General features: G+C 70.5%; 16 protein-coding genes. 9 read left to right on the forward strand and 7 right to left on the reverse strand.

Features of this window, described 5'->3' with window-relative positions:
• Nucleotides 1–17: 17 nt before the first annotated feature.
• The 3 genes from Pth03_RS04865 (at nucleotide 18) to Pth03_RS04875 (ending at nucleotide 6,460) form a co-directional block, all read left to right on the forward strand.
• Nucleotides 18–569, forward strand: coding sequence for a sigma-70 family RNA polymerase sigma factor (locus tag Pth03_RS04865; RefSeq protein WP_203942882.1), 552 nt, complete (start codon nucleotides 18–20; stop codon nucleotides 567–569).
• The gene (locus tag Pth03_RS04870; RefSeq protein ID WP_203942883.1) at nucleotides 566–1,708 is read left to right on the forward strand and encodes a hypothetical protein; all 1,143 of its coding nucleotides are present in this window, start codon (nucleotides 566–568) and stop codon (nucleotides 1,706–1,708) included. The genes Pth03_RS04865 and Pth03_RS04870 overlap by 4 nt, the downstream gene beginning before the upstream one ends.
• A gap of 90 nt (nucleotides 1,709–1,798) precedes the next feature.
• On the forward strand, nucleotides 1,799–6,460 hold the full coding sequence (locus Pth03_RS04875) for an FtsK/SpoIIIE domain-containing protein (RefSeq protein WP_203942884.1): 4,662 nt from the start codon (nucleotides 1,799–1,801) through the stop codon (nucleotides 6,458–6,460).
• Between the two features lie 73 nt (nucleotides 6,461–6,533).
• On the opposite strand, the gene Pth03_RS04880 is transcribed toward Pth03_RS04875, so the two are convergent.
• On the reverse strand, nucleotides 6,534–6,839 hold the full coding sequence (locus Pth03_RS04880) for a hypothetical protein (protein WP_203942885.1): 306 nt from the start codon (nucleotides 6,837–6,839) through the stop codon (nucleotides 6,534–6,536).
• 49 nt (nucleotides 6,840–6,888) lie between these two features.
• Complete coding sequence (locus Pth03_RS04885; RefSeq protein WP_203942886.1) at nucleotides 6,889–7,734, reverse strand: hypothetical protein; 846 nt, start codon at nucleotides 7,732–7,734, stop codon at nucleotides 6,889–6,891.
• Between the two features lie 236 nt (nucleotides 7,735–7,970).
• Between Pth03_RS04885 and Pth03_RS04890 the strand changes: the two genes are divergently transcribed.
• The 5 genes from Pth03_RS04890 (at nucleotide 7,971) to Pth03_RS04910 (ending at nucleotide 20,215) form a co-directional block, all read left to right on the forward strand.
• A complete protein-coding gene (locus Pth03_RS04890; protein ID WP_203942887.1) occupies nucleotides 7,971–14,954 on the forward strand; it encodes an RHS repeat domain-containing protein in 6,984 nt (2,327 codons plus the stop codon).
• Between the two features lie 17 nt (nucleotides 14,955–14,971).
• The gene (locus Pth03_RS04895; protein WP_203942888.1) at nucleotides 14,972–17,545 is read left to right on the forward strand and encodes a right-handed parallel beta-helix repeat-containing protein; all 2,574 of its coding nucleotides are present in this window, start codon (nucleotides 14,972–14,974) and stop codon (nucleotides 17,543–17,545) included.
• Nucleotides 17,546–17,713: 168 nt separating this feature from the next.
• A complete protein-coding gene (locus tag Pth03_RS04900) occupies nucleotides 17,714–18,553 on the forward strand; it encodes an SMP-30/gluconolactonase/LRE family protein (RefSeq protein WP_203942889.1) in 840 nt (279 codons plus the stop codon).
• 31 nt (nucleotides 18,554–18,584) lie between these two features.
• Entirely contained in the window at nucleotides 18,585–19,397 is an 813-nt protein-coding gene (locus tag Pth03_RS04905) for an alpha/beta fold hydrolase (RefSeq protein WP_203942890.1), read from the forward strand.
• Nucleotides 19,398–19,429: 32 nt separating this feature from the next.
• Nucleotides 19,430–20,215 (forward strand): inositol monophosphatase family protein, encoded by a 786-nt coding sequence (locus tag Pth03_RS04910; protein WP_203942891.1) that lies wholly within the window; start codon nucleotides 19,430–19,432, stop codon nucleotides 20,213–20,215.
• 7 nt (nucleotides 20,216–20,222) lie between these two features.
• Here the strand turns inward: Pth03_RS04910 and Pth03_RS04915 are convergent, their stop codons facing one another.
• The 3 genes from Pth03_RS04915 to Pth03_RS04925 all read right to left on the reverse strand — a co-directional run bounded on the left by Pth03_RS04915 (nucleotide 20,223) and on the right by Pth03_RS04925 (nucleotide 21,931).
• A complete protein-coding gene (locus Pth03_RS04915; RefSeq protein WP_373318492.1) occupies nucleotides 20,223–20,420 on the reverse strand; it encodes a hypothetical protein in 198 nt (65 codons plus the stop codon).
• A 42-nt stretch (nucleotides 20,421–20,462) separates the two neighbouring features.
• Nucleotides 20,463–21,359 (reverse strand): SPFH domain-containing protein, encoded by an 897-nt coding sequence (locus Pth03_RS04920; protein WP_203942892.1) that lies wholly within the window; start codon nucleotides 21,357–21,359, stop codon nucleotides 20,463–20,465.
• A 143-nt stretch (nucleotides 21,360–21,502) separates the two neighbouring features.
• Entirely contained in the window at nucleotides 21,503–21,931 is a 429-nt protein-coding gene (locus tag Pth03_RS04925; RefSeq protein ID WP_203942893.1) for an archease, read from the reverse strand.
• Between the two features lie 388 nt (nucleotides 21,932–22,319).
• Here Pth03_RS04925 and Pth03_RS04930 point away from each other — a divergent pair, with 388 nt between their 5' ends.
• Nucleotides 22,320–24,737, forward strand: a complete 2,418-nt coding sequence (locus Pth03_RS04930) for an RCC1 domain-containing protein (protein WP_203942894.1) — start codon at nucleotides 22,320–22,322, stop codon at nucleotides 24,735–24,737.
• Between the two features lie 59 nt (nucleotides 24,738–24,796).
• Here the strand turns inward: Pth03_RS04930 and Pth03_RS04935 are convergent, their stop codons facing one another.
• Together Pth03_RS04935 and Pth03_RS04940 are read right to left on the reverse strand one after the other, a co-directional pair.
• The gene (locus tag Pth03_RS04935) at nucleotides 24,797–25,822 is read right to left on the reverse strand and encodes a sigma-70 family RNA polymerase sigma factor (protein ID WP_239118762.1); all 1,026 of its coding nucleotides are present in this window, start codon (nucleotides 25,820–25,822) and stop codon (nucleotides 24,797–24,799) included.
• Nucleotides 25,819–26,220 carry a VOC family protein gene (locus Pth03_RS04940; protein WP_203942895.1) on the reverse strand — a complete coding sequence of 134 codons (402 nt, stop codon included), beginning with the start codon at nucleotides 26,218–26,220 and terminating at the stop codon, nucleotides 25,819–25,821. The genes Pth03_RS04935 and Pth03_RS04940 overlap by 4 nt, the downstream gene beginning before the upstream one ends.
• Nucleotides 26,221–26,366: the final 146 nt, after the last annotated feature.

Here is a 26,366-nt window from a genome sequence, read left to right on the forward strand (position 1 = left end):
TGTAGCGGGTGAGCGGCATGACAGGGGACAGACCCCAGCCGTCAGGCGTCACGACCACCTCGTCCGCAGCGTCCTCGTGGACCGACATCCTTGTGGCGGAGCGTGAACGCCTTCACCGTTTCGTCACGAGCCTGGCCGGACACGACCCGTACCACGTGGAAGACGTGGTGCAGGAGACCCTCCTTCGGGCCTGGCAACTGCGCGACAGGCTCGACTGGCGCGAGCGTCCCATTCGGATGTGGCTGTTCAGAGTGGCACGCAACCTCGTCGTCGACGGCTGGCGCAAGGATCGGGCCACACCGATCGGCATCTCCGCCGCCGACTTCCCCGAACCCCTGACCGTGGCGGATCCGGCGGCGCAGACGGTGGACCGGCACATGCTGGTCGACGCGCTGCGCGGTCTGGCGCCCGTCCACCGGGAGGTCGTCGTCCATGTGCACATGCTCGGGACGGCGGGCGCGGAGGTGGCACGGCTGCTCGGCGTCCCCCGGGGAACGGTGAAGTCGCGCAGCCATCACGGACTGCGGTTGCTGCGGCGGCACATCGAGGGGCGGCAGGTCGCAGCATGAACACGGGACCACGGATCCTGGCCGCGCTCGCGGCACCCGCTCAGGGGCGGGATCTCACCGTCGTGCTCGGCGTGGCCGGAGGGCTGCTCCTGCTCGCGGTCCTCGTGCATCTCATCGTCGGCCGCCTCGGGGGCTGGCGTGCCGTACGCCGCCGAGTCCGCAGGGAGGTGGCGCTGACGGTCACGGCGTTCACCGCCCCCTTCCGCGCCCGGGTCCGGTATCGACGCCGCCTGCGGCTGCTTGTCAGGCTCCTGGGGCAGCCCGCCGGATGGGCCGACGCCGAACGCGCGATGCTGAACGCCGCCCGCACCGGGATCCGGCCGTACGCCGCGCTACTCGGCCCTGACCGGGTCGGCGTGATGATCGCTTCCGGTCCGGGTGATCCGCCGCAGCCTCCCGATCCGTGGGTCGCGGACTCCGCCGACCCCAGGTTGTGGTGGATCGACCGTGCCCGCGTCTCCGCGCCCGCGCATACCGGTGGCACGGCGCCACTCCTCGTCGCGGTGGGCACGGACGGCGACAACGCCGTGCTGCTGGACCTGATGCCGGATCCGCCCGTCATCGCGATCGGCGGCGATCCCCGTATGGCCCGGCCGGTTCTGCAGACGATCGCGGCGCAGGTGGACGCCCGCCTCCCCGAGGGCGCGGTGACCGTCGCCGGCGACGTGCACCCGCGTCATCCCGGGCCGGACGCGTCCGACGCCCTCGCCGCGGCGGCCCGCCATGCGGCATCGGGGTCGCCCTCCTTCGCCGTCTGCGGGGCCGCGCCGGTAGGCGTGCCGGTTCCCCGCGGCGTACGGCTCATCACCGCGGGCGTCGCCCGTGGCCGGGCCTGGCTGCTCACCGCCGACAGGTCCGGGACCATGCTCGTCCACGGCTCGCCTCTGCAGGTGGACATCCTTCCTCTGCCCGCCGCCATGGCGCGCGTCATCGGCACCCTTCCCGCTTACGAGACTGCTTACGAGGGCCTGCCGCAGTCGGTGGCGGCCGACCTCGTGGCACCGCCGCCTGCGGACCCGCCGGCCCGCTCCGCCGTGAACGGAAGCCGGTCCGGCGTCTCCTCGGCGGTGGACGACTTCACAGAACCGGAGCGGCAGTCCGGCGGCGTCGGCGGTGTGTCCGCCGGCCGAACCGTCTGACCCGAATCCACTGACCTGAAGCCACTGACCCCGACGCGTCCCACCGCGTCACGGTCACGCGGCATGCTGAGCACATCCTGGAGAGATCAGGTGAAACTCACCCTAACCACCGTCGACAGCGCGGACGGGCGTCGCCGCGACCACCTTTTGTCGCTGCCGCCCCAGGCCACCGTCGCCGATGTCGCCGACGCCGTCGACCGGCGATCGGAGGGCCACGAGCAGGGCCGTAAGGGCCCGGGATCGGCCGCGACGGCGGGCTCGCCGGGAACGCAAGACGCCTCGGGTGGTCCCGACGTCGAGCGGCTGACCGACCACACGGTCGCTCCGCGCACGGTCTACCTGGACGGCCGGCCGCTCGACCCGGCGACGCCGATCTCGCAGGCCGGCATCAGGGAAGGGGCCGTCCTCGGGCTCGGCGCGCCCTCGAAGGAGCCAGACCACGTCCAGGTCGGTGAGCCTTCAGAGGCGACCGCGGTGCTGGCCGAGGTGTACCTGGTGGCCGGTCCCGGAGCGGGACTGACCTGGCGACTCGGGCAGGGCAGCCATGAGATCGGTTCCGATCCGCTGTGCGCCATCCGCCTGCCCGGCGGCGACGTGCCTGAGCGCGGCCTTTGGGTGACCGTCAACCCCGACGGCTCGGCCTATTGGCATCACACGGGGTCCACCACTGGGCCCACCACGGTGGCCGTGCGGATGCGGGCGGTGTCGCCTCCCGCGGACGACGACGTCACCGCCGCGATGAGACGGCACCTGCCCGCCGACCCGGCCGGCGCCGACACGGTCCTCACCCAGGGCGAAGACCGTCCCGTGCCGCCCGGCGCCACCGCCTGGACCCCCGACGACGACCTCGCCGCCGGGGACGCACTGCTGCGGCTGTCGCTCCAGGCCGAGCCGGGCGCCGCGGTGACCCCTTCCGCCGACGGCGTCGGCGTGGACTACAACCGGCCTCCGCGCATCGCGCCGCACCTCGACGCCGAACGTATCCGCCTGCCCGGCCCGCCCACACCGCCGGGCCGGCGTCCCTTCCCCCTCCTGCTGATGCTCTCCCCGGCTCTGCTCGGGCTGGTGCTGGTGGGCCTGCTGGGCTCGTACTACTACCTGGTGTTCACCGTCCTCAGCCCGATGATGGCGCTGTTCAACTGGATCAGCGGCCGCCGCGGCAACCGCAGGCAGCACCTGGAACAGGTCCGCCGCTACCGTGAACGGCGATGGCTGCTCGAACGCGAGATCCACGACGCGGTGGTGCGGGAACGCCGGGTTCGGGGGATCGTCGGGCCCGACCCCGCGACGGCGGCTCTGATCGCCTGCGGCCCCGGCGTCCGGTTGTGGGAGCGACGCCGCCGGGATCCCGACCACCTGATCCTGCGCCTGGGCACCGTGGACCAGCCGTCGGTCAAGGAGATCGACGACGCGGCCCGCGACGAGAACCACCGTGTCGTGCGCTGGAACCTCGAGGACGTGCCGATCGGCGTGGAGATCGCCGACCACGGCGTGGTGGGTGTGGCAGGCGCGGGTGAGCCGACGCAGGCGCTGGCCCGCTGGCTGGTGGTCCAGGCCGCGGTCCTGCACAGTCCGCGTGACCTGCGCATCGTCATCCTCACCGAACCGGAGCGGGCGGCCGGGTGGGAATGGGTTCGCTGGCTGCCCCATCTGAGGCCCGCGAATCCGAGCGGTCCGGTCGTGTCGGTCGGCAACGACCCGGAGTCCGTCGCCAACCGGATCTCCGAGCTGGTCGCGCAGGTCCAGGCACGGCAGCGTGCGCTCGGCTCGTCGATGGGCAAGGCCATGTTCACCGAGCCCGACGTGCTGGTCATCGCCGACGGCGCGCGCCGGCTCCGCGACGTCCCCGGCATGGTGCAGATCCTGACCGACGGTCCGCGAGTGCGGATCTTCAGCGTGTGCCTCGACGAGCAGGAGCGGCTGCTCCCCGAGGAGTGCAGCACGGTCGTGCTTGCCTCCGCCGGCCACGTCACCGTGCGCCGCACGGGCGCGCCGGACATCCGCGAGGTGCGGCCCGATCTCGTGGCGGCCCCGTGGTGCGAGCAGGTGGCCAGGGCCATGGCGCCGATCCGCGACGTCAGCCCGGACCATGACGGCGGACTCCCCCAGGAGGTGCGCCTGCTCGACCTGCTCGATCTGGAGCCGCCGAAGGCGGAGACCCTGCTCGAACGGTGGGGCCGTCGGCCCGCGTCGACCCGGTTCGTCCTCGGTACGGGATATGACGGGCCGGTGGCGCTCGACCTGGTCCGCGACGGTCCGCACGGTCTGGTGGCGGGCACGACGGGATCGGGCAAGTCGGAGCTGCTTCAGTCGTTCGTCGCCTCGCTCGCCGCCGTGAACCGTCCCGACGAGCTGACGTTCGTGCTGGTCGACTACAAGGGCGGCAGCGCCTTCCGCGAGTGCGCGGAACTGCCGCACACGCTCGGCATGGTCACCGACCTGGACGCCCATCTGGTGGAACGCGCGCTCGCCTCGCTCGGTGCGGAGCTGCGCAGGCGGGAGCAGTTGCTCGCCGACGTCGGCGCCAAGGACCACGTGGACTACCGCGCCAAGCGGGCGCTCGACCCCTCTCTGGCCCCGCTGCCGCGGCTCCTGCTCGTCATCGACGAGTTCGCCACCCTCGTGCGCGAGGTGCCGGACTTCGTCCCCGGCCTGATCGGCATCGCCCAGCGCGGGCGCTCGCTCGGCATCCACCTGATCCTCGCCACGCAGCGGCCGGCGGGAGCCGTCACGAGCGACATCCGTGCGAACACCAACCTGCGGATCGCGTTGCGCGTCACCGACGCCATCGAAAGCCAGGACGTCATCGACACCTCGGAGGCCGTGCACATCTCCCCGGGGACACCGGGAAGGGCCCTCGTCCGGACGGGTCCCAAGTCCGCCGTGCCGTTCCAGTCGGCCTGGGTGGGCGCCGAGCGCCCGACGAGCGAAGGAGAACGACCGCGGCCGGTGGCGCACCGGCCCGTGCGCGCGGCCGAGCTGTCCTGGAGCGGGCTGGGCCGTCCCGCCGCGCTGCCTGCCGCGGAGGAGGCCGCCCCCGCCGTCGCCGCCGCCCCGGCGCCCATCGACCTTCAGGCGCTGGTGGCCGCGGTTCGGGAGGCGGCGGACGGGCTGGACGATTACACCCCGCAGCCGAGCCCGTGGCTGCCCCCCTTGGACGAACACGTGTTGCTGGACGAGTTGCCCGAGATCGACCAGGAGGGCACCCGCGGCGGGGCCGTTCCGCCGCCGATCCCTTATGCGCTGGAGGACGTGCCGAAGCTCCAGCAGCGGAGGGTGGCCACCGTCGATTTCGCGGTCTTCGGCCATCTCTACGTGATCGGCGCCCCCCGCTCCGGCCGTACGCAACTGCTGCGCACGCTGGCCGGCTCGGCCGCTCGTACGGCAAGCAGCGCCGACGTGCACATCTACGGAATCGACGCGGGCGGCGGCGGGCTGACCGCGCTGGAGGCGCTCCCGCACTGCGGCGCGGTGGTCTCCCGGCACGACGTCGAACGGCTGGACCGGCTGCTGCGCCGCCTCGTCGCGGAGCTGACGGAGCGGCAGGAGCGGTGCAGCGCGAACAACGCGGCCGACATCAACGAACTGCGGGGCATGCTGCCAAAGAAGGACAGGCCCGCCCACATCCTGCTGCTGATCGACGGCTGGGACGCCCTGTCGGGCGTGCTGGACGAGCACGACAACGGCCGGCCGCTCGACCTGGTGACGAGGCTGCTGCGGGAGGGCGCCGCGATGGGCGTCCATGTCGTCGCGACCTCGGAGCGGTCCCTGCTGGGAGGCCGGCTGTCGGCGCACAACGACCACAAGCTGCTGCTGCGTCAGGGTGACCGGGCCGACTATCAGCTGGTCGGGCTCTCGTCCGGCAAGGTGCCGTCGAACGTGCCGGCCGGCCGCGGCTGGCACCTGCTCAGCCGTACGGAGACGCAGGTGGCGCTGCTCGCGCCCGGCGAGGGCGGGCAGGAGCAGGCGGAGGCGCTCCGGGAGATCGGCAGGCAGGCCGCACTCCGTGACGCCACGGTGCCCGCGGAGCGGCGGCCCGCGCCGGTGGCGGCGCTGCCCCGGTCGGCGGAGTTCACCGAGGTGTACGAACGGGTCCCGGCGGGTGTGCGGCGGCCGATGTGGGGCCTCGTCGGGCTCGGCGGTGACGACGCCGGACCCGTCGGCGTGGACTTCACCGGTCCTGCCGCGGTCTTCGGCGTGTACGGCCCGCCTGGCTCCGGCCGCAGCACCGCGCTCGCCACGCTGTCGGTGTCGCTGCTGGCCGGCGGGACCTCGCTGGTGGTGCTGACCCCGCGTGAGTCGCCTCTGCGGGAGCTCCGCCGGCACGCCAACGCCCGGGTTCTCGATGATCCGGACCCGTCGGCGCAGGACGTCCAGGCAGCGCTCGCCGGCTTCGACGGGCCGAAGATAGTGGTGATCGACGACGCCGACCTGCTGGCGGCGCCCGAGTGCGACCGGGTGCTGAAGGAGATCGCGATCTCCGGGCGCGACCGCGGCGTGGGACTGGTGTACGCCGGGCCGGCCGACGTGCTGCAGGTGGCCGTGGGCAGCTGGGTCTCGGCGGCCAAACGTGCCCGGAGAGGGCTGCTGCTCACACCCAAGTCCCTCCAGGAGGGGGACATGATCGGAGTGCGGCTGCCGATGCAGCTCATCCGGTCGTCCCTCCCCTCCGGGCGGGCCGTGATGACCGGGCCGGGCGGGGAGCCGAGGATGGTTCAGCTGCCGCTCACGGTGCTGCGCACCGGCGAGTGAGACCGGCGAGTGAGACGGCGGCGGCCCGCGCCCGGGATCCCCGGTCGCGGGCCGCAGTGGTCCGACGCCTGCGTCAGCCGTTCTTCCTCAGCTCTCCGGCGAGGTTCCGGTCCATCTCCTGCATCGAGTTCAGGACGTCGCGGAACATGCTGGCGAAGCCGCTGATGCCCTCCATGGCGCTCGTCAGGCCGGTGTTGAACTTGTCGTAGGTCTCCTGCGTCGCGACGCTGCTCTCCGGGAAGACGAAGCTTTCGCCACACATGGCGTGGATGCGGTTCTGCAGCTCGGTCAGCATCGGCACGATGTGCTCCTTGGCCGAGTCGAGGCGCTGCGAGACCTCCAGGACGTCGTCGAAGTCGAGAATGATGCTCTTCGGCATGAGGATCCTTTCGATGAATCGTGCCGGGTGATCCCCGGCCGGGGGGTCATTAGAAGCTGGGTCGTGAGCCGCCGGGCACGGGGGTCTGCGGCAGCGGCGGCGGCCCGTCGTCGTCACCGTTGTCGCCGTCGTCACCGCCGACCTGCTCCCACTGCTTGCCGGAACCGTCGCGGTGGTATTCGGTCTTCTTGCCGTCACCGTCGGTGACGGTCATGGTGCCGCTGCCGTCGTCGTTGAGGTGGGTCTCGGCGTGGGTCGTCGACCCGTTCGAGAAGGTCGTGTCCGTGGTGTAGGACTTGCCGCCGTCGCTGTAGGTCGTCACGGAGGTATAGGTCTGACCGTTGTGCGTAACGGTCGTCTCCTCCTTGACCACGTTGTAGTTCTCGTCGAGGGTCAGGTGCGTGTGCGTCTGTCCCCCGTCCGTGGTGTACGTGAGGTCGGTAGGCGGAGGGCCGGGATCCGTCGCTCCGCAGAAGCCGGGCATGTCGCCGTTCTCATTGGGGACGCACTCGTCGGCGTGCGCGTTGCGGTAGTCCCAGGCGTCCTTCTTGTTGCGCCAGTCGTCCAGGCCCATCCGCGAGCCCATCACCCCGAGGCCCTCGGCGATCTGGGAGTCGGCGTCGAAGAACGCGTCGGCGACCGAGCCGAAGATGTCGCCGAGTTGCGTCAGATGGTCCTTGGCCCTGTTCATCGGGTCCTGGGCGAAGCGGTAGAGGCTGCGGAAGGCGCCCGTCACGGCCTCGTTGCCGAAGACCTCGCCGGCGTCGCCGTAATCACCCCTGCCGAGCTGGGAGAAGACGCTGTCGTTCAGCGCGGGCGAGATGCGGTCGGCGAGGTCGTGGAGGTCCTTGCGGGCCTCGTGCAGCAGGTCATAGTCGATCAGGAAGTCGGGCACGGCACCTCCGGGGGGCGGGTCGACATGTCCACGTGCGAGGAAGGCGTGGAGTTCGCGTCCGGGTGGTGAATCCTCCGCGGCGTCCTGCCGGCCGACGGGTGAACAACGCCCAACGGCCGCCTGGGTGATGAACCGGACCCCGGGCTCGAACGTGGACCGCACAGGACCACACGCACAGGGCCACATCCCTGCGGTCGTGGCTCCCCGCCACCGTCCCGCAGCGAAAGGACAGCCTGATGGCGCAGCGCCCCACCGACTGGCACGCCATCGGGCTCGGCGGCGATCCGACGCCGGGCGACCCCGATCGCATCGACGAGGTGTCGCGCTCGATGGCGGAGCTCGGGCGGGTCGCCCGGGAGATCGACGAAGCCCTCACCGCCGTGTTGAACAAGACCGGGGAGGGCGCCTGGATCGGCCAGACCGCCGACGCGCTCCGCGAGAAGATCAGCGGACCGCTGCGTGCGTTCGTCCAGAGCATCGCCGAGGCGTTCGAGTCGTCCTCGCAGGCGCTCAACGAGTACTCGGGCGTCATGCGGCAGCAGCAGTGGCGGGCCGACAATGCGCTCGGGCAGGGGCGGTCGCTCGCGGAAGACGACCCGCAACGCGAGTCACTCGCCACGACCGCCAGGCAGGCGGGTGACGCTCAGGCCGAGTCCGGAAGGGCGGCCGGCGCGACGATCAGCCGGGTCGCTCGCGGCATCAAGCAACCCGTCTCCGACTGCGACCTCTTCTGGGAGGCCTTCGGCTGGCTGGCCATCATCCTGATCATCCCGGCTCTCATCTTCGGCGGACCGGTCGCGCTGCTGGCCCTCGGCGTCAATCTCACCCTCTTCGTGAAGACAGCGGTGGACTTCGCACAGGGCAAGGCGAGCCTGCTGGACTTCTTCCTGGCCGGGCTCGGCCTGATCGCCCCGACCACCAAGGCTGTGCCGATCCTAAAGATCATCAGCGCCGGGGCGAAGATCACGTGGAGTGGGCTGAAGACGCTCGGGCAGACGGTCTTCACCTTCTTCCGCGGGCTGTTCGCCGACGGAGGCCTGCGCCCGTTCGCCTTCCTCCCGGGGATCCGCGACTTCGCGTCACTGGCCAGTGGCTGGGTCAAGTCCGGGAGCCTGTGGGTGATGACCTCCCTGCACAACCTGCCCGCCCTCACGGGCATGGCCTTCCACAACGGCGGCCTGATCGCGATTCAGGGGATCAAAGCCATTCCCGGCATCGCCCGCGGCATTCCCTCTCTGGTGTCCAAAGGCAGCCTGGCGAGCCTGAGATTCCTCCAGGCGGAGTTCGGCGGCACCAAGTGGCTGCGGCTGGTGCTGCCGGTCGACGCGGCGGAAATCGGGAAGTACGGCCTGAAAGGCGCCCTGCGCATCGGTCTCGTCGACCGCGGAGTCATGGGGCGGTTCCGGTTCGGCGCCCCGTTGGTGGGCGCCGCCGGTCACAGCGTGTCGGTGTTCACGGCGGTCACGCCCCCGCATCCGTCGGTTTCCCTCCTCTCCCACGGAGTCACGCTCGATGCGATGCCCGTCCCGGTGCGGCAGTTGGACGCCCTGCTGGACGTGCCGCGGGGGGACCTGATCCGGATGCAGCTCGGCGACTTCTCCGGTCCCGCGAATCTCAACCTGTCCTCGTTCTCGGCCGGTGCGGCGAATCTCGTCGTGCCCCCACCGCAGCCGGGACGCTTCATGTCCCTGTCTCCCTCGTCGTTGCACCTGAGCGGTCATTTCGTCGACGGCCTGTCTTCCGGTTCCGGCATGGGACGGCTGGCGGACGCGCTGGTGGACACGCCCATCGGCGAGCTGCGCGCGATAGCGGCGGGCGACTTCGCGAACTGGACCAGCACCAGCACCGGCGTACGGCTGGACGTGGGTCTGGGTGTGAGCGCCCATGCAGTGGGCCGGCCCGTGGGCGACCTCGGCTCGGTCGGCGTCCCGTCGGCCCTCGGCCTGCCGGGCACGTCGCTGCCGGGAGTCGCCGGCGCGGGGCATCCAGGCGCGCTTCTCGGCGCCCTGCCCACGCCTTCGAACACTCATCTGCCGCAGACCCCAAACCATGCGGTCGACCTGGTGGCCGGGCAGCCCGGATCACCGACCATGCTCCACACACCCGTGACGGGCGGGCACACCGGACACACCGGGCTCACTGGGCTGCCGGGGATTCCGACGGGCTCGGCGACCAACGCGCTCGACCTGCTCTCCGCACCGGCCCACGTCAACCGGGCCGATGCCCCCGCCTTCGGTACGGGCGCCCGGCTGGGCGAGCACGTCGTCTCCGCCCGCAGCGCGGATCAGGTCGGCATGCACCTGCATGAGTACGCGCCGCGTCTCGAGGCGATGACGAGACCCCCCGCGACGGTCGCGCCGTCCACCGCCCTCGAGACCGTCGCGTCGGTCACCATGCCACCCCCCGCGACGCCGGCGCGGGCGGGTGCGGACGCGTTCGCCGGCGCACCGGCCGCCGCGGCTCCGCACGGTACGGCAGGCGCCTCCGTCCCCGCCATGCCCGTACGGGGGCACGGTGGGGATCCGCTGAACGGCGGCTCCGGCAGGCCGACGGGCGCGCAGATCGAGCAGTTGTGGCTGGAACACGACCAGCGGGTGGAGGCGCTGTTCGGAGCTTCCGACGACCCGGTACGGCCGGACCGCATCCAGGCCTGGAGTGACCTCGTCGACGGCAAGCGCGAGCTGACACGAGTCGAGGGGGTGCTGGACGACCTCTCCTCCCGGCCCGGCTCCGGGTCGCGTGGCTCGAGCCCCCTTCACGTACAGGCGCAGCAGGCCGTCGACGTCGCGCGGCGAGGTGTCGACGACAGCCTCGCCCACCTCACCGATCTGGGAGTCGACCCGGCGCGGATCGAGCGGGGCATGGCCGAGATCGTCGTGGACAGCGTGCGCGAGCGGCCTCGGCTGCTCGGCGGTTCGAGCGGCTCCGGCCTGCCGGAGGGCGCGCTCGGCAACGTGCCGGAGACCACATTCGTGCCGGACGTGCTCGACGACATGACGCCGCCCCTCCACGCGGGCGGGGACACGTTCGCCGGCCCGCCCCCAGTGACCCATACATCCGGCCTCTCCGCCTCGAGTTCCACCGTCGACGACGCCCTCCGGTTGTTGCGGCACGACGCACCGCACACAACCGGCGCGGGGCCCGCGGTGCACACCGGCGATGGCATCGCACACCTGGGCGAGGACGCCGTCGCGTTGGGCGGCCCAGGGCCCGAACGCTGGATCAGCGCCTCACCCGACGGCGCACTGCAGGTGGTCGACAGGTCTGGCTCCGTGCAGCCGCACCTCACGGTGACCCGGACGCAGGACGACCTGATCCAGGTCACCGACACGAACGCCGGAAACTCCTTCACCCGCCACAACGCCGACGGCACTCTCGTTCAGACCGGCACCCGGCTGGGGGACGGGAACGACGTCTTCGCCGTATTCCCCGAACCCACCGGCAACGCCACCCGCCCCGCCGGCTGGCTGGAGAACGCGGGCGGCCTGCACATCGACGACGGCACCAGGGTGACCCGGACGCAGGACGACCTGATCCAGATCACCGACACCAATGCGGGCAATTCCTACGTCCGCTACGACGCCGGCGGTCTCCGCATCGAGACGGGCACACCCTTGGCGGGCAGGAACGGGGTCTTCGCCGTGCTGCCGGAGCCCGGCGGAGCCGGCCGTACGGGCCGCCTGGAGAACGCGGGCGGCCTGCACGTCGACGACGGCACCGTGGTCACTCGGACGCAGGACGACCTGATCCAGGTCACCGACACCAACGCGGGCAACTCCTTCACGCGCTACGACGCCAACGGCGCCCGCGTCCAGACGGGCACACCGCTGGGGGGCAGGAACGGCGTCTTCGCCGTGCTCCCGGAGCTTGCCGACGACGGAACGCGTCCCGCCGGCTGGCTGGAGAACGCGGGCGGCATCCACATCGACGACGGCACCGTGGTCACTCGGACGCAGGACGACCTGATTCAGGTCACCGACACCAACGCGGGCAACGCCTTCACGCGCTACGACGGCGACGGCGCCCACGTTCATACGGGAACCCCGTTCCACGCCGCCGAGAACACCTTCGTGGTGCTGCGGGAACCGGCCGGTGGCGGGGCCGGCCGTACGGGCTGGCTGGAGGACCTCGGCGGCGTCCGGCTCCAGCGCGACGTTCAGGAACTCGGTGACGGCGCGCTCCGCGTCGAGTTCGCCGGCGGCACCGGGGCGCGTCACGGGGAGTTCACCGTCTACGACAGTCACGGCGCGATCACCCAGCAGGGATTCAACGTGCTGCGGGACGGCAGGCCGACCCCCTACCAGTACGTCGTCACGCACGAGGGCGGGACGTGGGTGCGCGCCGCCAACCCGCACGCGAACAGGCCGCCGGCGGACGCCGGTGCTTCCGGCATCTTCAACGCGGGCAAGGCGGAGGTGTCGCCCGACGGCAGCCGGGTGCGGCTGCTCACGGACAACAAGGTGGAGGTCTTCGACCGCCGGCCGCTGCCGGGGGGCGGCGTGCTCGACTCCTTCCGCCGCACGGGCACCATCGGTTTCGGGCGCTTCACCCGCCGGACGACCTGGGCGCATTGGGACGAGGCCGGTGGTCTGCTGAATCATGGGACCAGGCGCTACGACACCTCCGGCTTCTCCTGGAACGACGTCGACCACCGCGGCAGGGACGTCCACGCCTACCGCGACGGGCTGCAGAAGTTCAAGATCGACATCGGCGGCAAGACCGAGAGCAAGGCCGGTCACATCCTCGCGGTGAAGGGCGAGGGCGGCAGGTGGAGATGGCACCGCTTCGACGCGGCCGGCAACGAGGTGGCGACCGGCGAGCGCACGACGCACTTCGACGGCGGCTGGGCCGACTATTGGACGAACGCGGACGGGCAGCGGGTTCTCGCGCAGAAGCAGTGGGGCCCGATGCACACCCCGGAGAACGCGGGGCAGTACCTGGAGCACAAGTGGGACGCCGCCAAGGGCGGAGTGCAGGACAACCTCTGGGAGCGGCAGTCGCCACACGGAAAGGACGCCGGGAAGGTCGAGAAGCTGCCCGATCAAGGCCTTCTCACCACCAACCGCTGGTCGGAACAGCGTCCGCCGCTGTGGGCCCGCAAGGTCCTGATCCGCGCGGCCACGCCAGGGGGTGACGTCGGCCACCTCGCGGGCGACAAGAACTTCCAGATCTACCTGTGGACCAAGGAAGGCGGATCAGGCGCGCGAGGCGGTGTGCGCTACGTCGGCATGGACGGCGGTGTGGTCGACGTCGCGGGCGACGGTTCGTTCGTCCGCTCCGTGACCAAGCTCCACAACGGCGACACCCTCAAAGTGGGTGACGTCGCCGTCCATGACCTGCCGCCGACGGCCAACCTGCCCTGGCAGGACGGCAGGAACACCGGCTACCGGGTGCCGGTGGACCCGCCGACGGCAGGGCGCGGCGGCGAAGGCCTGAGATGGCAGGACCGCTTCCAGGACGCCGAAGGGAACTGGAAGGTGGCCCGCGAGGGATTCGACGACGGCACGGTCCGTGAATACAGGAACGCGAGACAGGTCGACCCCGTGACCGGCCAATGGCAGGGCGGCACGGACGGATCGTGGGTGCAACGCGACGCCCACGGCAACGTGGCCGGCGTCTCCCAGACGTGGGACGGCGTCAACGGCCAGGTCGTCGGCCTGGGCACGACGGACTCGTCGGCGTGGAGATGGCGGGCGAGCGGAGCCGAAGGAGAGCGTTTCTCCTTCCGCGGGTCCGACGACCCGAGGCTGCCCTGGGACGACTCCTTCCGCGACTTCGACGGGACCGGCAACCTGATCCGCGAGCAGAACATGCTCGACGGCGGCAAATACGTGCAGGCCTGGAAGGTCGAGACCAACGGCGCGGAGAGCTGGCACGTCAACAAGTTCGACAAGTCGGGCAACCTCGTCTCGTACGGCGACGGCCAGCAGGTGCGCCGCCTGTGGTGGAATCCCGAAGCGCAGACGTGGGACGCCGCCTGGTCCCCGGGCAGGCAGCACTGGCGCGACGTGATCCAGAATCCCGGAAGCGACGCCGTGGTCGTCCGGGAGGTGCCGCCCCACCTGTCCATGGAGGAAGGCCCGCTACGGGTACGCGAGTACCAACCCGACGCCAAGGCCCCGAAGCCGGGCACCTGGAAGGAGTTCGACCACGGCTCCGTGGTCCGCGAGCGCACCTCCCTGGGCGGCGGCGTCTTCCTGGAGAAGGACGCCTGGCGCGGCCAGTGGCGCCGCTACAACGCCGACGGCCAGGTCATCGCCCAGCGGACCGACAGCGGCCTCGTCTTCGAAGGCGGCCCGAACAACCTGCGTCTCACGGGCAACGAGTACGACTTCCGCGGCCCCGTCACGGAGCTGCGCGGCTGGGGCCGCCGCATCCGCGAGGCCAACCGCCTGCCGTGGGGAGACACGATGTCCGTCGAGAGGACGGCGGCCCTCGACGGCATCCAGGCTCTGCCGGCCGAGTACGCCGGCCGGGTGGTCCTGGGTGAGGCGCGATACGAGCCGTACCTGTCGGTGCTGGCCAAGAAGGTGGCGCTCGAGTTCGGCCAGGAGTTCATCCTGGAGTTCGGCGCCAATCTGGCGGTCAACGGCATCGTCGCCGAGATCAACAACAAGCCGTTCACCGGCAAGGACGCGCTGAAGTCGTTCGCCAACGCGGCGGTGAGCGCGGGCGTCAAGGGCGTGGCCGGCACCGTGGCGCACGAGATCCGGGGTCACGGCATCACGACCAAGTCCGTCTGGTCGAACGTCGACGGCGGCAAGCACTGGAATCGCCACCCGAACAACCACGACAAGACCTGGGCCAACGAGTGGGCCGGCAACGAGACGGCCACCCGATGGCGCGGCGGCACCTACGACTTCGGCTTCGGCGTGGGCACCTCCGTGATCGCCGGCTTCATCAACGGCAGCATGAACGCCGCCGTGTGGGGGGTCACCGGTCCCGACGGCGTGAGCCACATCCTGAGCGGCGCCGGAGCCGTGGGTGAGGGCGGCATCTCCATGCTGTCCGCGATGACGACGGCGTCGAGCGCCGGAGTGGTGAAGAATCTGGCCGTCTTCGGTCTGGGTGGCCGAGGCTTCCACCGGCAGGGCTTCGGCGAGTTCTGGGTCCAGCTGGGCTTCAAGATCGGCGAGAAGACCTTCAACTCGTGGCTGTCGTCCACCATCCGTAACGGCATCAACCCATGGTGGCTCCAGACGCCGCCGAACCAGCAGTGACGTCCAAGGAAGTCTCCATGCTCACTCAACAGGGCCGCGTCCACGCGGTCGGGCCGAAAGGCCGCGGCGTGCACCGCACGATCGGCGACGCCGTACGGGCGGCGGCCCCGGGCGACACGGTGCTGATCGCCCCAGGCCGGTACGCCGAGGCGGTGACGCTCGGTCGCGGGGTCCGGCTGATGGCCGAGCACGGCGCGCGGAGCGTGGTGCTGGCCGCGCCCGCCGGTGCCGGGCCCGCCTTGACGGTGGAGGGACCCGACTGCGCCGCGCACGACCTCGTGTTGGAGGGCGCCGATCCCGGGGCCCCCGTGGTCAGCGTCGCCCCGGCCGCCGGCCTGTTGATGTCCGGCTGCCTGGCGCGGGGAGGGCGGATCGAGGTCCGGGGTGCGGAGGAGCACACGGCCGGGGAGGCGCCCGAGGACGAGGACCTGAGGGATCCCGCGGGGCCGAGCCCGGCCGCCGCCGTGCTGCTGCGCGACTGCCGCCTTGAGGGCGCGCGGCTGGCGGCCGTGCACCTGTCGGGTGCGGCGGCGGCCCGGATCGAGGACACGGTCGTGACAGCCGTCGACGGCACCGGTCTCGTCCTGTCCGGCACCGCCCGGCTCGACGCCGTACGGCTGCGGCTCGACGGCGTCTCCGGCTCGGGCATCCGGCTCCGCGGCCGGGCCCGCCTGCGGCTCGACGACTCCGTGGTGCACCACGCCGGCCGTACCGGGCTGCTGCTCGAGGACGGCTCACGCGTGTCGGCGGACGACACCCGCATCGACGCGGCCGGTGAGGCGGGAGTGCATGTGACCGGCTCGGCCCAGGCCGATCTGGTGAACTGCCGGATCACCCAGACGGGCGCCAGCGGCCTGGTGGTGCGGGACGACGGCGGGCTCGTCGCCCGTGGCTGCACAGTGGTCAACGCGACGGCCAACGGCCTGCTGGTCACCGATGCGGCCCGCGCCGAGATGACCGACTGCAGGCTCGACCGCTCCGGCTACAGCGCGATTCATCTCGGCGGATCGGCCACCGCGAAGTTGTCCGACTGCCGGGTCAGGGAAAGCGCCGAACACGGCGTGCATCTCACCGGTGCGGCCCGTGTGGAACTGACCGACTGCGGAATCGCCGAGGTCACGATGGACGGTGTGACCGTCGCCGAGCAGTCCGCCGCGACGCTGACCGGCTGCAGGATCTCCGCCGGGGGGACCGGAGTCCGCGTGGCGTCCCCGGTCGGCTCCCACGCCGAGCACTGCACGGTGACCGGCACCGGACACACCGGCGTGGAGGTAGCCGAGGGGGCCAAGGCGACGCTGGAAGGCAACCGGATCGTCCGCACCGGCGCGGCGGGCATCGTCGTGGACAGCCGCGCCGACGCGACGGTCACGGGCGGGTCCGTGGAGGACTGCGCGGGCTGCGGCATCGTGGTGTGGACGGGCGCCCGGCCCACCGTGACCGGGCTGCGGATCGAACGCCCGGCGAAGAACGGCATCTATCTCGCCGAGGGCGCGAGCGGCACGTTCACCTCATGCGACGTGGTGCGCACCGGCTTCCCCGCGCTGCATGTGGCGGCGAAGGCCGACCCCGTCTTCCGCCGCTGCCGGGTCCGCGACAGCGCCGAGGCGATCGGCGTCGTTGACGGCGCCGCCCCCGTGTTCGACGACTGCTCGCTCGGCGACGGCGCACCGCCGCAGGCCACGGCCTCCCAGCCGTCCGTCTCCGGACCACCCGCGGGGTCGGCGGCCTCGGCGGCGTCGGCGGGGGAGGCCCACGAGAAGGAGGAACCCGAGGAGCACCTCGACGACCTGCTCGGGGAACTCGGGCAGCTGGTGGGCCTCGACGGCGTCAAACGGGACGTCGGGTCGCTGGTGAAACTCATGCAGACGGTACGGCGCCGCGAGGAGGCCGGCCTGCCCGCCCCGCCGCTGAGCCGCCATCTGGTCTTCGCCGGCAACCCGGGCACCGGCAAGACGACCGTCGCCCGGCTGTACGGCCGGCTTCTCAAGGCGCTGAACCTCCTGCGCCGCGGACATCTTGTGGAGGTCGACCGCAGCGCCCTGGTCGGGGAGTACGTCGGCCACACCGGGCCCAAGACGACCGCCGCGTTCAACCGTGCGCTCGGCGGAGTGCTGTTCATCGACGAGGCGTATTCGCTGGTGCCTGCCGGCGGCGGCACCGACTTCGGCCTGGAGGCCGTCGCGACGCTGGTGAAGCTGATGGAGGACCACCGGGACGACGTCGTCGTGATCGTCGCGGGCTACCCCGCCGACATGGTCCGGTTCATCGAATCCAACCCCGGCCTGTCGTCCCGTTTCAACCGCACGCTGCTCTTCGAGGACTACGACGCCGACGAACTGGTCGCGATCGTGGAGCACCAGGCACGGGAGCATCTGTACGAGCTGACCGAGGCGGCCCGTGCGGAGTTGGCCCGGCTGTTCGAGCGGATGCCGCGCGGGCCCGGCTTCGGCAACGGCCGGTGGGCGCGGCAGGCCTTCCAGGAGATGACCGAGCGCCAGGCGCAACGGGTCGCCGAGCTGGAGGATCCCACGCCCGAGTTGCTGATGTGCATTGAGGTGGAGGACCTGCCGCGGCTCGCTGGGACGTCCTGACCTCGTCAAGGTGTGACCGATCGGGCGAATGCCCTGCATGCCCACGCCGAAAGACAGATGATGTCGACGGGGATGTTCCCGGTTCGTATGGGAGCTGAGAGACCGATCTGAAGGAGCACCGACGCGAGCAACGGCTCATCTTTCGATCGGCGCTGCGAAGGGAGTCTGATGCCCGAGCTGCATACCTGGCTCACTGATCTCGGGCTTGTCGAGTCGCCACGTTGGTACGACGGCCGCCTGTACTTCTCCGACTGGACGGCCCACGAGGTGATCGCCCTCGGCCTGGACGGCACGCACGAGGTCGTGACCCGGGTGGACTCGCTTCCCCTCTGTACGGCTTGGCAGGCCGATGGGCGGCTGGTGATCGTCGACTCCGAACAGGGACTGTTGCTGCGCCTGGAACCCGACGGCTCGCTGGTGACCCTTGCCGACCTGAACGGGCTCGGGAGCGGCTGGAACGACATCGTCATCGACGGTCGCGGCAACATCTACGTCAACCGCATCGGCTTCGACATGCTCGCCGGCGCGGCGTTCGATCCCGGATATGTCGTGCATATCGGTCCTGACGGCTCGGCACGTCAGGTGGCCGACGACATCGCCTTCCCCAACGGCATGGCCGTGACGCCTGACAACTCGACGCTCATCGTCGCCGACTCGTACGGCAACAGGCTCACCGCCTTCGACATCGAGGCGGACGGCGGGCTGTCGAACCGTCGGACCTGGGCCGAAACCGGCGAGGACCACCCCGACGGCATCTGTATCGACGCCGAGGGCGCCGTCTGGTACGCCGACGTCGGCAACAAGCGCTGCGTCCGAATCCGGGAGGGCGGCGAGGTCCTTCAGACGGTCGAGGTCGACCGGGGCTGCTTCGCCTGCGCGCTCGGAGGCCCGGATGGAAGGACGCTGTTCATCGTGGCGGCCGAGTGGCGCTTGCCCGAGATGGTTCCGCCCGGCACCGGACGAGTGCTCTCGACCCAGGTCACCGTGCCCGGCGCCGGCTGGCCATAGAACAGCCCACCAGAATCATGAGGGAGTAGAGATGACCGTCACAGCCGGAACTCTGGACGTTCCCGGTGCACAGCTGTACTACGAGCTCCGCGGTGAGGGGCCCCTGGTCGTGCTGGTGGGCTCGCCGATGGACGCCGGGCCGTTCGCGCCGTTGGCCGACCTGCTCGCCGACGATCACACCGTGCTCACCACAGACCCGCGTGGCGTGGGCCGGAGCCCGGTCGAGAACCCCGATGAGGACGCCACTCCGGAGCTACGCGCCGCAGACCTGTCCCGCCTCATCAGCGAGGTGGACGCCGGCCCGGCCGCCGTGCTGGGATCCAGCGGCGGGGCGGTGACGGCGCTCGCCCTCGCTCAGGCCCACCCCGGGCAGGCGCACACCGTCATCGCGCACGAGCCACCGCTGTACGAGGTGCTGGAGGAGCGCAAGGAACTGGTCGCCAGATCTGAGGACATGATCGCCACGTATCTCGGAGGGGACGCCACGGGAGCCTGGCGGATCTTCATGGAGATCGCGGGGATGTCCATGCCCGAGGAGATCTTCCAGCACATGTTCGCCGAACGCACGGAGAAGGAGGCCGCGGAGGACCGGCGGTTCTTCGTGCACACCCTGCGCCCCACCACCCAGTGGGTCCCCGAGCTGGTCGCGCTGGCAGCGGGGAGCACCCGCCTTGTGATCGGCATCGGAGAGCAGTCAGCGGGTGAACTCTGCGACCGGACCTCGAGGGCGCTCGCCGCGTCCCTGGGCGTCGAACCCGTCCTGTTCCCCGGCGACCATGCCGGCTTCATGGGTGATCCGAAGGCTTTCGCCGACCGGCTTCGGGAGGTCATGGCAGGCCGATGACCCGGTGCGTTCACCGTGTCTATCCTGCGTGCGTGTCGATCACAGATGAGGAATTGGCGCTCACGGCAGCACAAGCCGGAGCCGCCGTCGTTCACGGCATGTACGGCGCAACGCTGACGCGCTTCCAGAAGTCTGCGGGTGACTTCGCGACGGCTGCCGACATCGAAGCGGAGAACGCCATCCTTGACGTCATCCGTACCGCCAGACCGGATGATGCCGTGGTGGGTGAGGAGAGCGGACGTACGGGCTCAGGCGCCGCGGAGCGCACGTGGCTGGTCGATCCGCTCTGCGGCACCCTGAACTATGCCGCGCGGAGCATGCTGGTCGCGGTGAACGTCGCCCTGCACGTGGGTTCGGACGTCACGGTGGCGGCCTCAGCCGACCCGTTCGCCGGAGAGGTGTTCTGGACGGATGGAACTCGGGCGTACGTTCGTCGCGACGGCGTGGACGAGGAACTCACGCCGTCGCCTGATTCCCGGCTGGTGGACGTCAACCTCGACCCGCCGTTCCCGAACGAACCGGGTTTCCGGGCTGTGCGACTGCTGGCCGAACCGGGGTTCATCGAGCGTTTCCGGCCGCGGGTCGTGTCCACCACGCTGGCCGTGGCCTGGGTCGCCGCCGGTCGGCGAGCCGCGTACGTCACCGACGGCCACCTGCGGGACAACGTGCATTTCGCCGCCGGGATCGCGTTGTGCCAGGCCGCGGGGTGCGTGGTGACCGGTATCCATGGTCAGCCCCTGCACACCGGCGTGGGCGGGCTCGTCGTGGCGGCCGACCAGGAGACGCACGCTGAATTGCTGGACCTCATTGATCGGTGAACCCTGCCTACAGGCTGTCCACCCGGCGCAGGAAACCACGCACCTCGAGAAAGTCCGCGAGCCATTGGCGATGCTCCTCGCAGGCCATCCAGATCTTCTCCCGCTCGGGCGAATGGATCTTGGGGTTGTTCCAGACCACGGCATACGCCGCCGTCGCCCGGCAGCCCTTCGCCGAGCAGATCGCCGGCTCGCTCATCGGCGGCATGCGTCTTCCCCAGGTCTCCGGCACCGGTCGCCGGCTGACGGCCTACCTGGCAGGTCGCCCGCCGAGGCGCGGTGGCTGATCGGCATCGCGGGGCTCCGGTATGTGCGGCGTGCGCGAAATCGACAGGCCGTCGTCCGCGGAGGACGCCGGTTCAGCGGCGGCCTCGGCCAGTCGGCCGAGCTCAGCGGGCGTCGCCCTTTCCAGGAACCGGAGCAGCTCCACGGGGAAGGGCAGCACGAGCGTCGAGTTCTTCTCGGCGGCGACCTCGACCACGGTTTGGAGCAGGCGCAGTTGCAGCGCGGCCGGGTGCTGCGCCATCGCCTCGGCGGCCTGACTCAGCCGCGCTGAGGCCTGCAGTTCGCCGTCGGCGGTGATGACGCGGGCGCGGCGCTCGCGCTCGGCCTCGGCCTGGCGCGCTATCGACCGTTTCATCGACTCGGGCAGCGCCACATCCTTGATCTCCACGCGGTCGATGTGGACGCCCCAGCCCACCGCCGGGCTGTCGATCATCAGTTCCAGGCCCTGGTTGAGTTGCTCCCGGTTGGACAGCAGGTCGTCCAGGTCGCTCTTGCCGATGATCGATCGCAGCGAGGTCTGCGCGACCTGGCCGATGGCGGACACGTAGTCCTGTACGTCGACGGCCACGCGTACCGGGTCGATGACTCTGAAATAGACGACGGCGTCCACGCGGACCGTCACGTTGTCGCGGGTGATGCCGTCTTGGGCGGGCACCGGCATCGTGATGATCTGTACGTTGACCTTGTGCAGACGGTCGGCGACCGGCACGAGCAGCGCAAGCCCCGGTCCGCGGATCGCGGGTATCACGCGCCCGAAGCGGAAGACGACACCCCGCTCGAACTGCTCGACGATGCGAATGCCCGTCGCCAGCCATGCGATGCCGGCGCCCAGGGCCGCGAGCGTTGCGTAAAAGGCGATCATTTTGTCCTCCCTTGCTGGATCAAGGGTGGCCTGACGCCAGAGGAACTCGCGGAGAGGCCTCTCCCGGTCCATATTGACAAGTTACGACGCAATTGGGTGATGGAGGTAGTCAGATCAAGTGCCCGAGGTGGCCCTGGCTGAAGCTAGACGTCGACCGTGGCGTGGGCGCGCCACATGCCGGCCTCCCGCCCGAACCGCACCCCGTGCAACGCGACCGCCTTGGGTACCGTGCCCACCTGATCGACCGCCGCCAGCGGGACGGTGCCCAGCCTCACCTCGATCTGGCCCTGGGTGGCGCCCGTCCGCTCGTCGACCGACACGTCCACCGCCACCCGGCCGTACGTCTCGATCTGGTAGATCACTTCGTTCAGCACCGCGACGAGAAGTGTTTCGTCGGTCTCCTCCATCAAGGCGAATTCGACGCTGTCGTCCGGCACCGCGTCGTGGAAACGGGCGAAGATATCTACCAGTGCCCTCACCTCCTCGGCCAGGCACTCCTCTCGGCTGTCCGCCCACGCCTCCACTGCGATGTCGGCCGCGCGCGGGACCGCCCGATGGCCGCCGCTCACCATGATCACCACCAACGATCGCGCCGCGTTGGCCTGACGCGCATTGCGGTGTCGAGATGCCCGTCGCGCAAGGTGTCAATCCAGTGAGCCCCGGCAGGATCTGTACGTGAACGGCGTAATTCGATACCGAGACCCCTCGTTGCCCAGCTCCGCGAAGCCGACAATTCATCACAAGGAACCCGTCGGTCACGTAAACCACATACCGCACCAAAGCGTGATAGATCATGAGACGGTCCGTTTCACACGGTGATCTCCATATCGGCTGCTCCGTTCACGAAGGACACATTGCGTGACTGATCTAGTGCCTGAGGCTTTATCCGGTTCTCCTCACGCCGGGCCGGCGGGTAGGGGGCGGTTGAGAAGGCGGGCGCGAGGCACTTGGGTGCGCGCCATGGCAGCCGGTGCGGCGCTGGCCGTGACCGCTGCCGCTGTGGCGGCGCTGGGTCCTGCCGGACCGGCGGCGGCCTCCAGCGGCATTTCGCAGGTATACGCGTGGGGGGTTGGGGGCTCCGGGCGATTGGGCAACGACTCGACGGCCGATCAGTCCTCCCCGGTCGCTGTGTCCGCGCTTAGTCAGGTGGCCCAGGTCAGCGCCGGCTACATCCATAGCCTGGCGTTGCGCTCGGATGGCACCGTGTGGACGTGGGGAGACAACCGCTACGGGCAACTGGGCAACGGGACGACGACAGCCAGTTCGGTGCCTGTGCCGGTGCCTGGCCTGACCGGTGTTGTCCAGGTCGCTGCGGGCGGACACGACTACAGGTCTTACAGCCTGGCGTTGCGTTCGGACGGCACGGTGTGGGCGTGGGGCGACAACGCCTTGGGGGAGTTTGGTGACGGCACCACCATCGGCCGCACCACCCCCGTGCAGGTGCCCGGGCTGACCGGGGTGACCCAGATCGCGGCCGGCTCTTACCATAACCTTGCGTTGCGTTCGGACGGCACCGTGGTGGCCTGGGGGATGAACGGCAACGGCCAGCTCGGTGACGGCACCACCGCCCTTTACCGCAACAGACCGATGGTGGTCAGTGGCCTGACCAGGGTGACCCAGATCGCGGCCGGCTACAACTACAGTCTCGCGTTGCGTTCGGACGGCACCGTGATGGCTTGGGGCTACAACTTCAACGGGGAGCTGGGTGACGGCACCACCACCTACCGCCACACCCCCGTGCAGGTGGCTGGGCTGACCGGGGTGACCCAGATCGCGGCGGGTACGTACCACAGCCTGGCGTTGCGTTCGGACGGCACCGTGATGGCCTGGGGCTATAACTACCGCGGGCGGCTCGGCGACGGCACCACAATCGACCGTCACGCTCCGGTCACCGTGTCAGGCCTGAGCGATGTCGCCTTGGTGAGCACGGGCGCCACCAACGGTGTCGCGGTGCGCTCGGACGGCACCGTGGCGGCCTGGGGCGACAACCTCCACGGGCAACTCGGCGACGGCACCACTGGCAGCTACCGCGCCACTCCGGCCACCGTGCCTGGGCTGAGTTCGGTGACCCAGATCTCAGCCGGCGCTGTCCACACGCTGGCGAAGGTGGGGCCGCCGGAGCTGACCGCCAATGCGGCTATCACCGGCGACGTCGGGACCACGCTGACCTGCCAGGCTCCCTTCGTCGGTGCGACCTCGGTGAGCTACACCTGGCTGTGGGACGGGGCGGCGATCCCTGACGCGACCACCGCCACCTACACGCCCCCCTCGTGGGACGCGGGCCACCAGGCCACCTGCCAGGTCACGGCCGCCAACGACCTCGGCACCACGGACGCCTCGGCGACCATCACCATTGCCCCTGCCGATCTTTCTGCGGAAACCGCACCGATAGCGGAAGCCGGCAAGTACTACAGCTACCGATTCGCGGCGACCGGGTACCCCACCCCGAAGATCGCTCTGGTCTCCGGGGCGCTCCCGCCGGGCCTGGCGCTGGACACCGACGGAACCCTGTACGGAACGCCCAGCCAAGGGGGCACCTACCGGTTCTCCCTGTCGGCGACCAACGGGATCGGCGCCGTCGCTGGGGAGGAGAAGACCGTTGTCGTCCAGGCTTCGGCGACTTTCACTGCGGGGACCGCACCGATCGCGGTCGCCGGCAAGCCCTACAAGTACCGGTTCGCGGCGGCTGGGTACCCCACCCCGAAGATCACCCGGGTTTCCGGGACGCTGCCGCCCGGCCTTGCACTGGCCGCTGACGGCACCTTGTCCGGCACGCCCACCCGAGGCGGCTCCTACAAGTTCACGCTGTCGGCGAGTAACGGCGTCGGCACCGCCGCCACGGCCGCCGAGACCGTCGTCGTCCAGGCCCCGGCGCGTTTCACCGGGGGCACCTCACCGATTGCGGTGGTCGGTAAGAAGTACAGCTACCGATTCGCGGCGACCGGGTACCCCACCCCGAAGATCACCCGGGTTTCCGGGACGCTGCCGCCGGGTCTGAAACTGGCCGCCAACGGCACCTTGTCGGGAACCCCCACCCGAGCCGGCTCCTACCGCTTCGCCCTGTCGGCCACCAACGGCGTCGGCACAGCCGCCAAGATCACCAAGACCGTCATCGTCCGCGCTCCGGCGCACTTCACCCGGGGGACCCCACCGATCGCGCACGTCGGTAAGAAGTACAGCTATCGATTCGCGGCGACCGGGTATCCCACCCCGAAGATCACCCGGGTCTCCGGGAAGCTCCCGGCCGGCCTGAAACTGGCCACCAACGGCATCCTGTCCGGAAAGCCCACGCGTAGGGGCACGTACAAGTTCACCCTGGCAGCGACCAACGGCGTCGGCACAGCCGCCAAGATCACCAGGACCGTCGTCGTCCGGTAAGCATCGCGGCATAGGTGATCCCAGGGGCTCGGCACACCACCGATCCACTGGGATCACCTCTACGGACGAATAGGGCTTCCGTTGTCCAGAGCGTTGGGCGATTCGCCGGCCGGAGCGGGGCCGAGCGACTGGGGGAGTCCGAAAAGTTCGAACAGGTCCGGGTCGCGGAACGCGACGATGTGGGTGATCCCGGCGTCGGAGGCCGAGAGGACCATCACCGCGTGCGCGTGATGAACGTCGTCTGCGCCGCACTGATACATGCCGACCGCGGGCTGCCCGTTGGCCGAGGTCGCCACCATCCGGACGGCACCTGGCACGGTGAGGACCCTGGACCCGAAGAACCGGCCGACGGACTCGCGACCGGCGAACCAGGACGGGGTGGGCGGCATCTCCAGGACGGCGTCCTCGGTCAGCAGCCCCATCAGGGCGGTGACGTCGGCGTTCTCGAAGGCCGCGACATAGCGATCCAGCAGTTCCCGCTCGTGCGCGCCGGAGGCCTCGGCCGTGTCGTCTTCGGAGGGCGTCACCTGGCCGAGCTGGGCTCGAGCGCGTTGCAGGATGCTTTTGACTGCGGGGACCGAGATGCCGAGCAACTCGGCGACCTCTGCGGCACGCAGCGCCAGCACGTCGCGCAGGATGAGGACGGCGCGCTGACGCGGGGGCAGATACTGCAGGGCGGCGATCAGGGCGAGCCGCAGGCCTGCCCGCGCGGCGACGATGGTGGCGGGATCTTCCGAGCCGGGGCGGACCAGCCGGTCGGGGAAGGGCTGTAGCCAGTTCACTTCCGGTGGTGGCGCCAGAGGGCCTTCGGGGTCGTCGGCGGGACCGCCGAGACCCGACGGCAGCGGCCGGCGCTTGCGGTGCTCGAGTGCGGTGAGGCAGACGTTGGTCGCGATCCGGTAGAGCCAGGTGCGTAGTGACGCCCGGCCTTGGAACGCCTCGTACGAGCGCCACGCGCGCAGATAGGTCTCCTGGACGAGGTCTTCGGCGTCGTGGACCGAACCGAGCATGCGGTAGCAGTAGGCCAGGAGCTCCGGCCGGTAGGGGGAGGTCAGCCGTGCGAAGACGTCGCTGTCCGGCGTCACCGTCGCCCCGATCGGCCGACCGGGGCGGCCCCGGCGAGCTCGACGATCTGCACGTAGTTTCCGACCGGGTCCTCCACTGTCGCGATGAGGCCCGGGCCGAAGTCCTCCACCGGGCGGATCCACTGCGTGATGCCGAGCGCCTTCAGGTGGGCGACGACCGCCTCGATGTCGTCGACGTAGAAGTTGATCAGGATCCTGCCGGGCTCCCGTGTGCTCTGCTCGAGATCGTCGCGGCGGTCGAAGACCAACCGCCCGCCGCCCACCATCAGGACGGTGCCCGGCTCGGCCGACGGCGCGAACGCGGCGCGGTACCAGGCGCTGTGCCGTTCCGGGTCGTCGCTGCCCAGCACCAGGCCGCCCAGCCGAATCCCCGTCGTCATCTCCGTCGTCTCCGCCATGATCGTTCCTTCCAAGGTCGTCATCGGAAATTCCGTCACTTCTATCGACTCGGCGACCCGCCAGAAGGAATCGGCCGAATCTTCTGCACCACCCGGCCGCAGTGGTGAACGGCAGGGGCGGCGATCGCCGCCCCTGCCTCCGCCAC

The sequence above is a fragment of the Planotetraspora thailandica genome (assembly GCF_016863335.1).
Lineage (GTDB): Bacteria > Actinomycetota > Actinomycetes > Streptosporangiales > Streptosporangiaceae > Planotetraspora > Planotetraspora thailandica.

Bases quoted from the DNA above. Each gene is read 5' to 3' on its own strand.
- Pth03_RS04900 (WP_203942889.1), top strand. From the start codon at position 17,714: ATGCCCGAGCTGCATACCTGGCTCACTGATCTCGGGCTTGTCGAGTCG.
- Pth03_RS04905 (WP_203942890.1), top strand. From the start codon at position 18,585: ATGACCGTCACAGCCGGAACTCTGGACGTTCCCGGTGCACAGCTGTAC.
- Pth03_RS04915 (WP_373318492.1), bottom strand. From the start codon at position 20,420: ATGCCGCCGATGAGCGAGCCGGCGATCTGCTCGGCGAAGGGCTGCCGG.
- Pth03_RS04870 (WP_203942883.1), top strand. From the start codon at position 566: ATGAACACGGGACCACGGATCCTGGCCGCGCTCGCGGCACCCGCTCAG.
- Pth03_RS04920 (WP_203942892.1), bottom strand. From the start codon at position 21,359: ATGATCGCCTTTTACGCAACGCTCGCGGCCCTGGGCGCCGGCATCGCA.
- Pth03_RS04890 (WP_203942887.1), top strand. From the start codon at position 7,971: ATGGCGCAGCGCCCCACCGACTGGCACGCCATCGGGCTCGGCGGCGAT.
- Pth03_RS04940 (WP_203942895.1), bottom strand. From the start codon at position 26,220: ATGGCGGAGACGACGGAGATGACGACGGGGATTCGGCTGGGCGGCCTG.
- Pth03_RS04865 (WP_203942882.1), top strand. From the start codon at position 18: ATGACAGGGGACAGACCCCAGCCGTCAGGCGTCACGACCACCTCGTCC.
- Pth03_RS04925 (WP_203942893.1), bottom strand. From the start codon at position 21,931: ATGGTGAGCGGCGGCCATCGGGCGGTCCCGCGCGCGGCCGACATCGCA.
- Pth03_RS04930 (WP_203942894.1), top strand. From the start codon at position 22,320: ATGGCAGCCGGTGCGGCGCTGGCCGTGACCGCTGCCGCTGTGGCGGCG.
- Pth03_RS04895 (WP_203942888.1), top strand. From the start codon at position 14,972: ATGCTCACTCAACAGGGCCGCGTCCACGCGGTCGGGCCGAAAGGCCGC.
- Pth03_RS04880 (WP_203942885.1), bottom strand. From the start codon at position 6,839: ATGCCGAAGAGCATCATTCTCGACTTCGACGACGTCCTGGAGGTCTCG.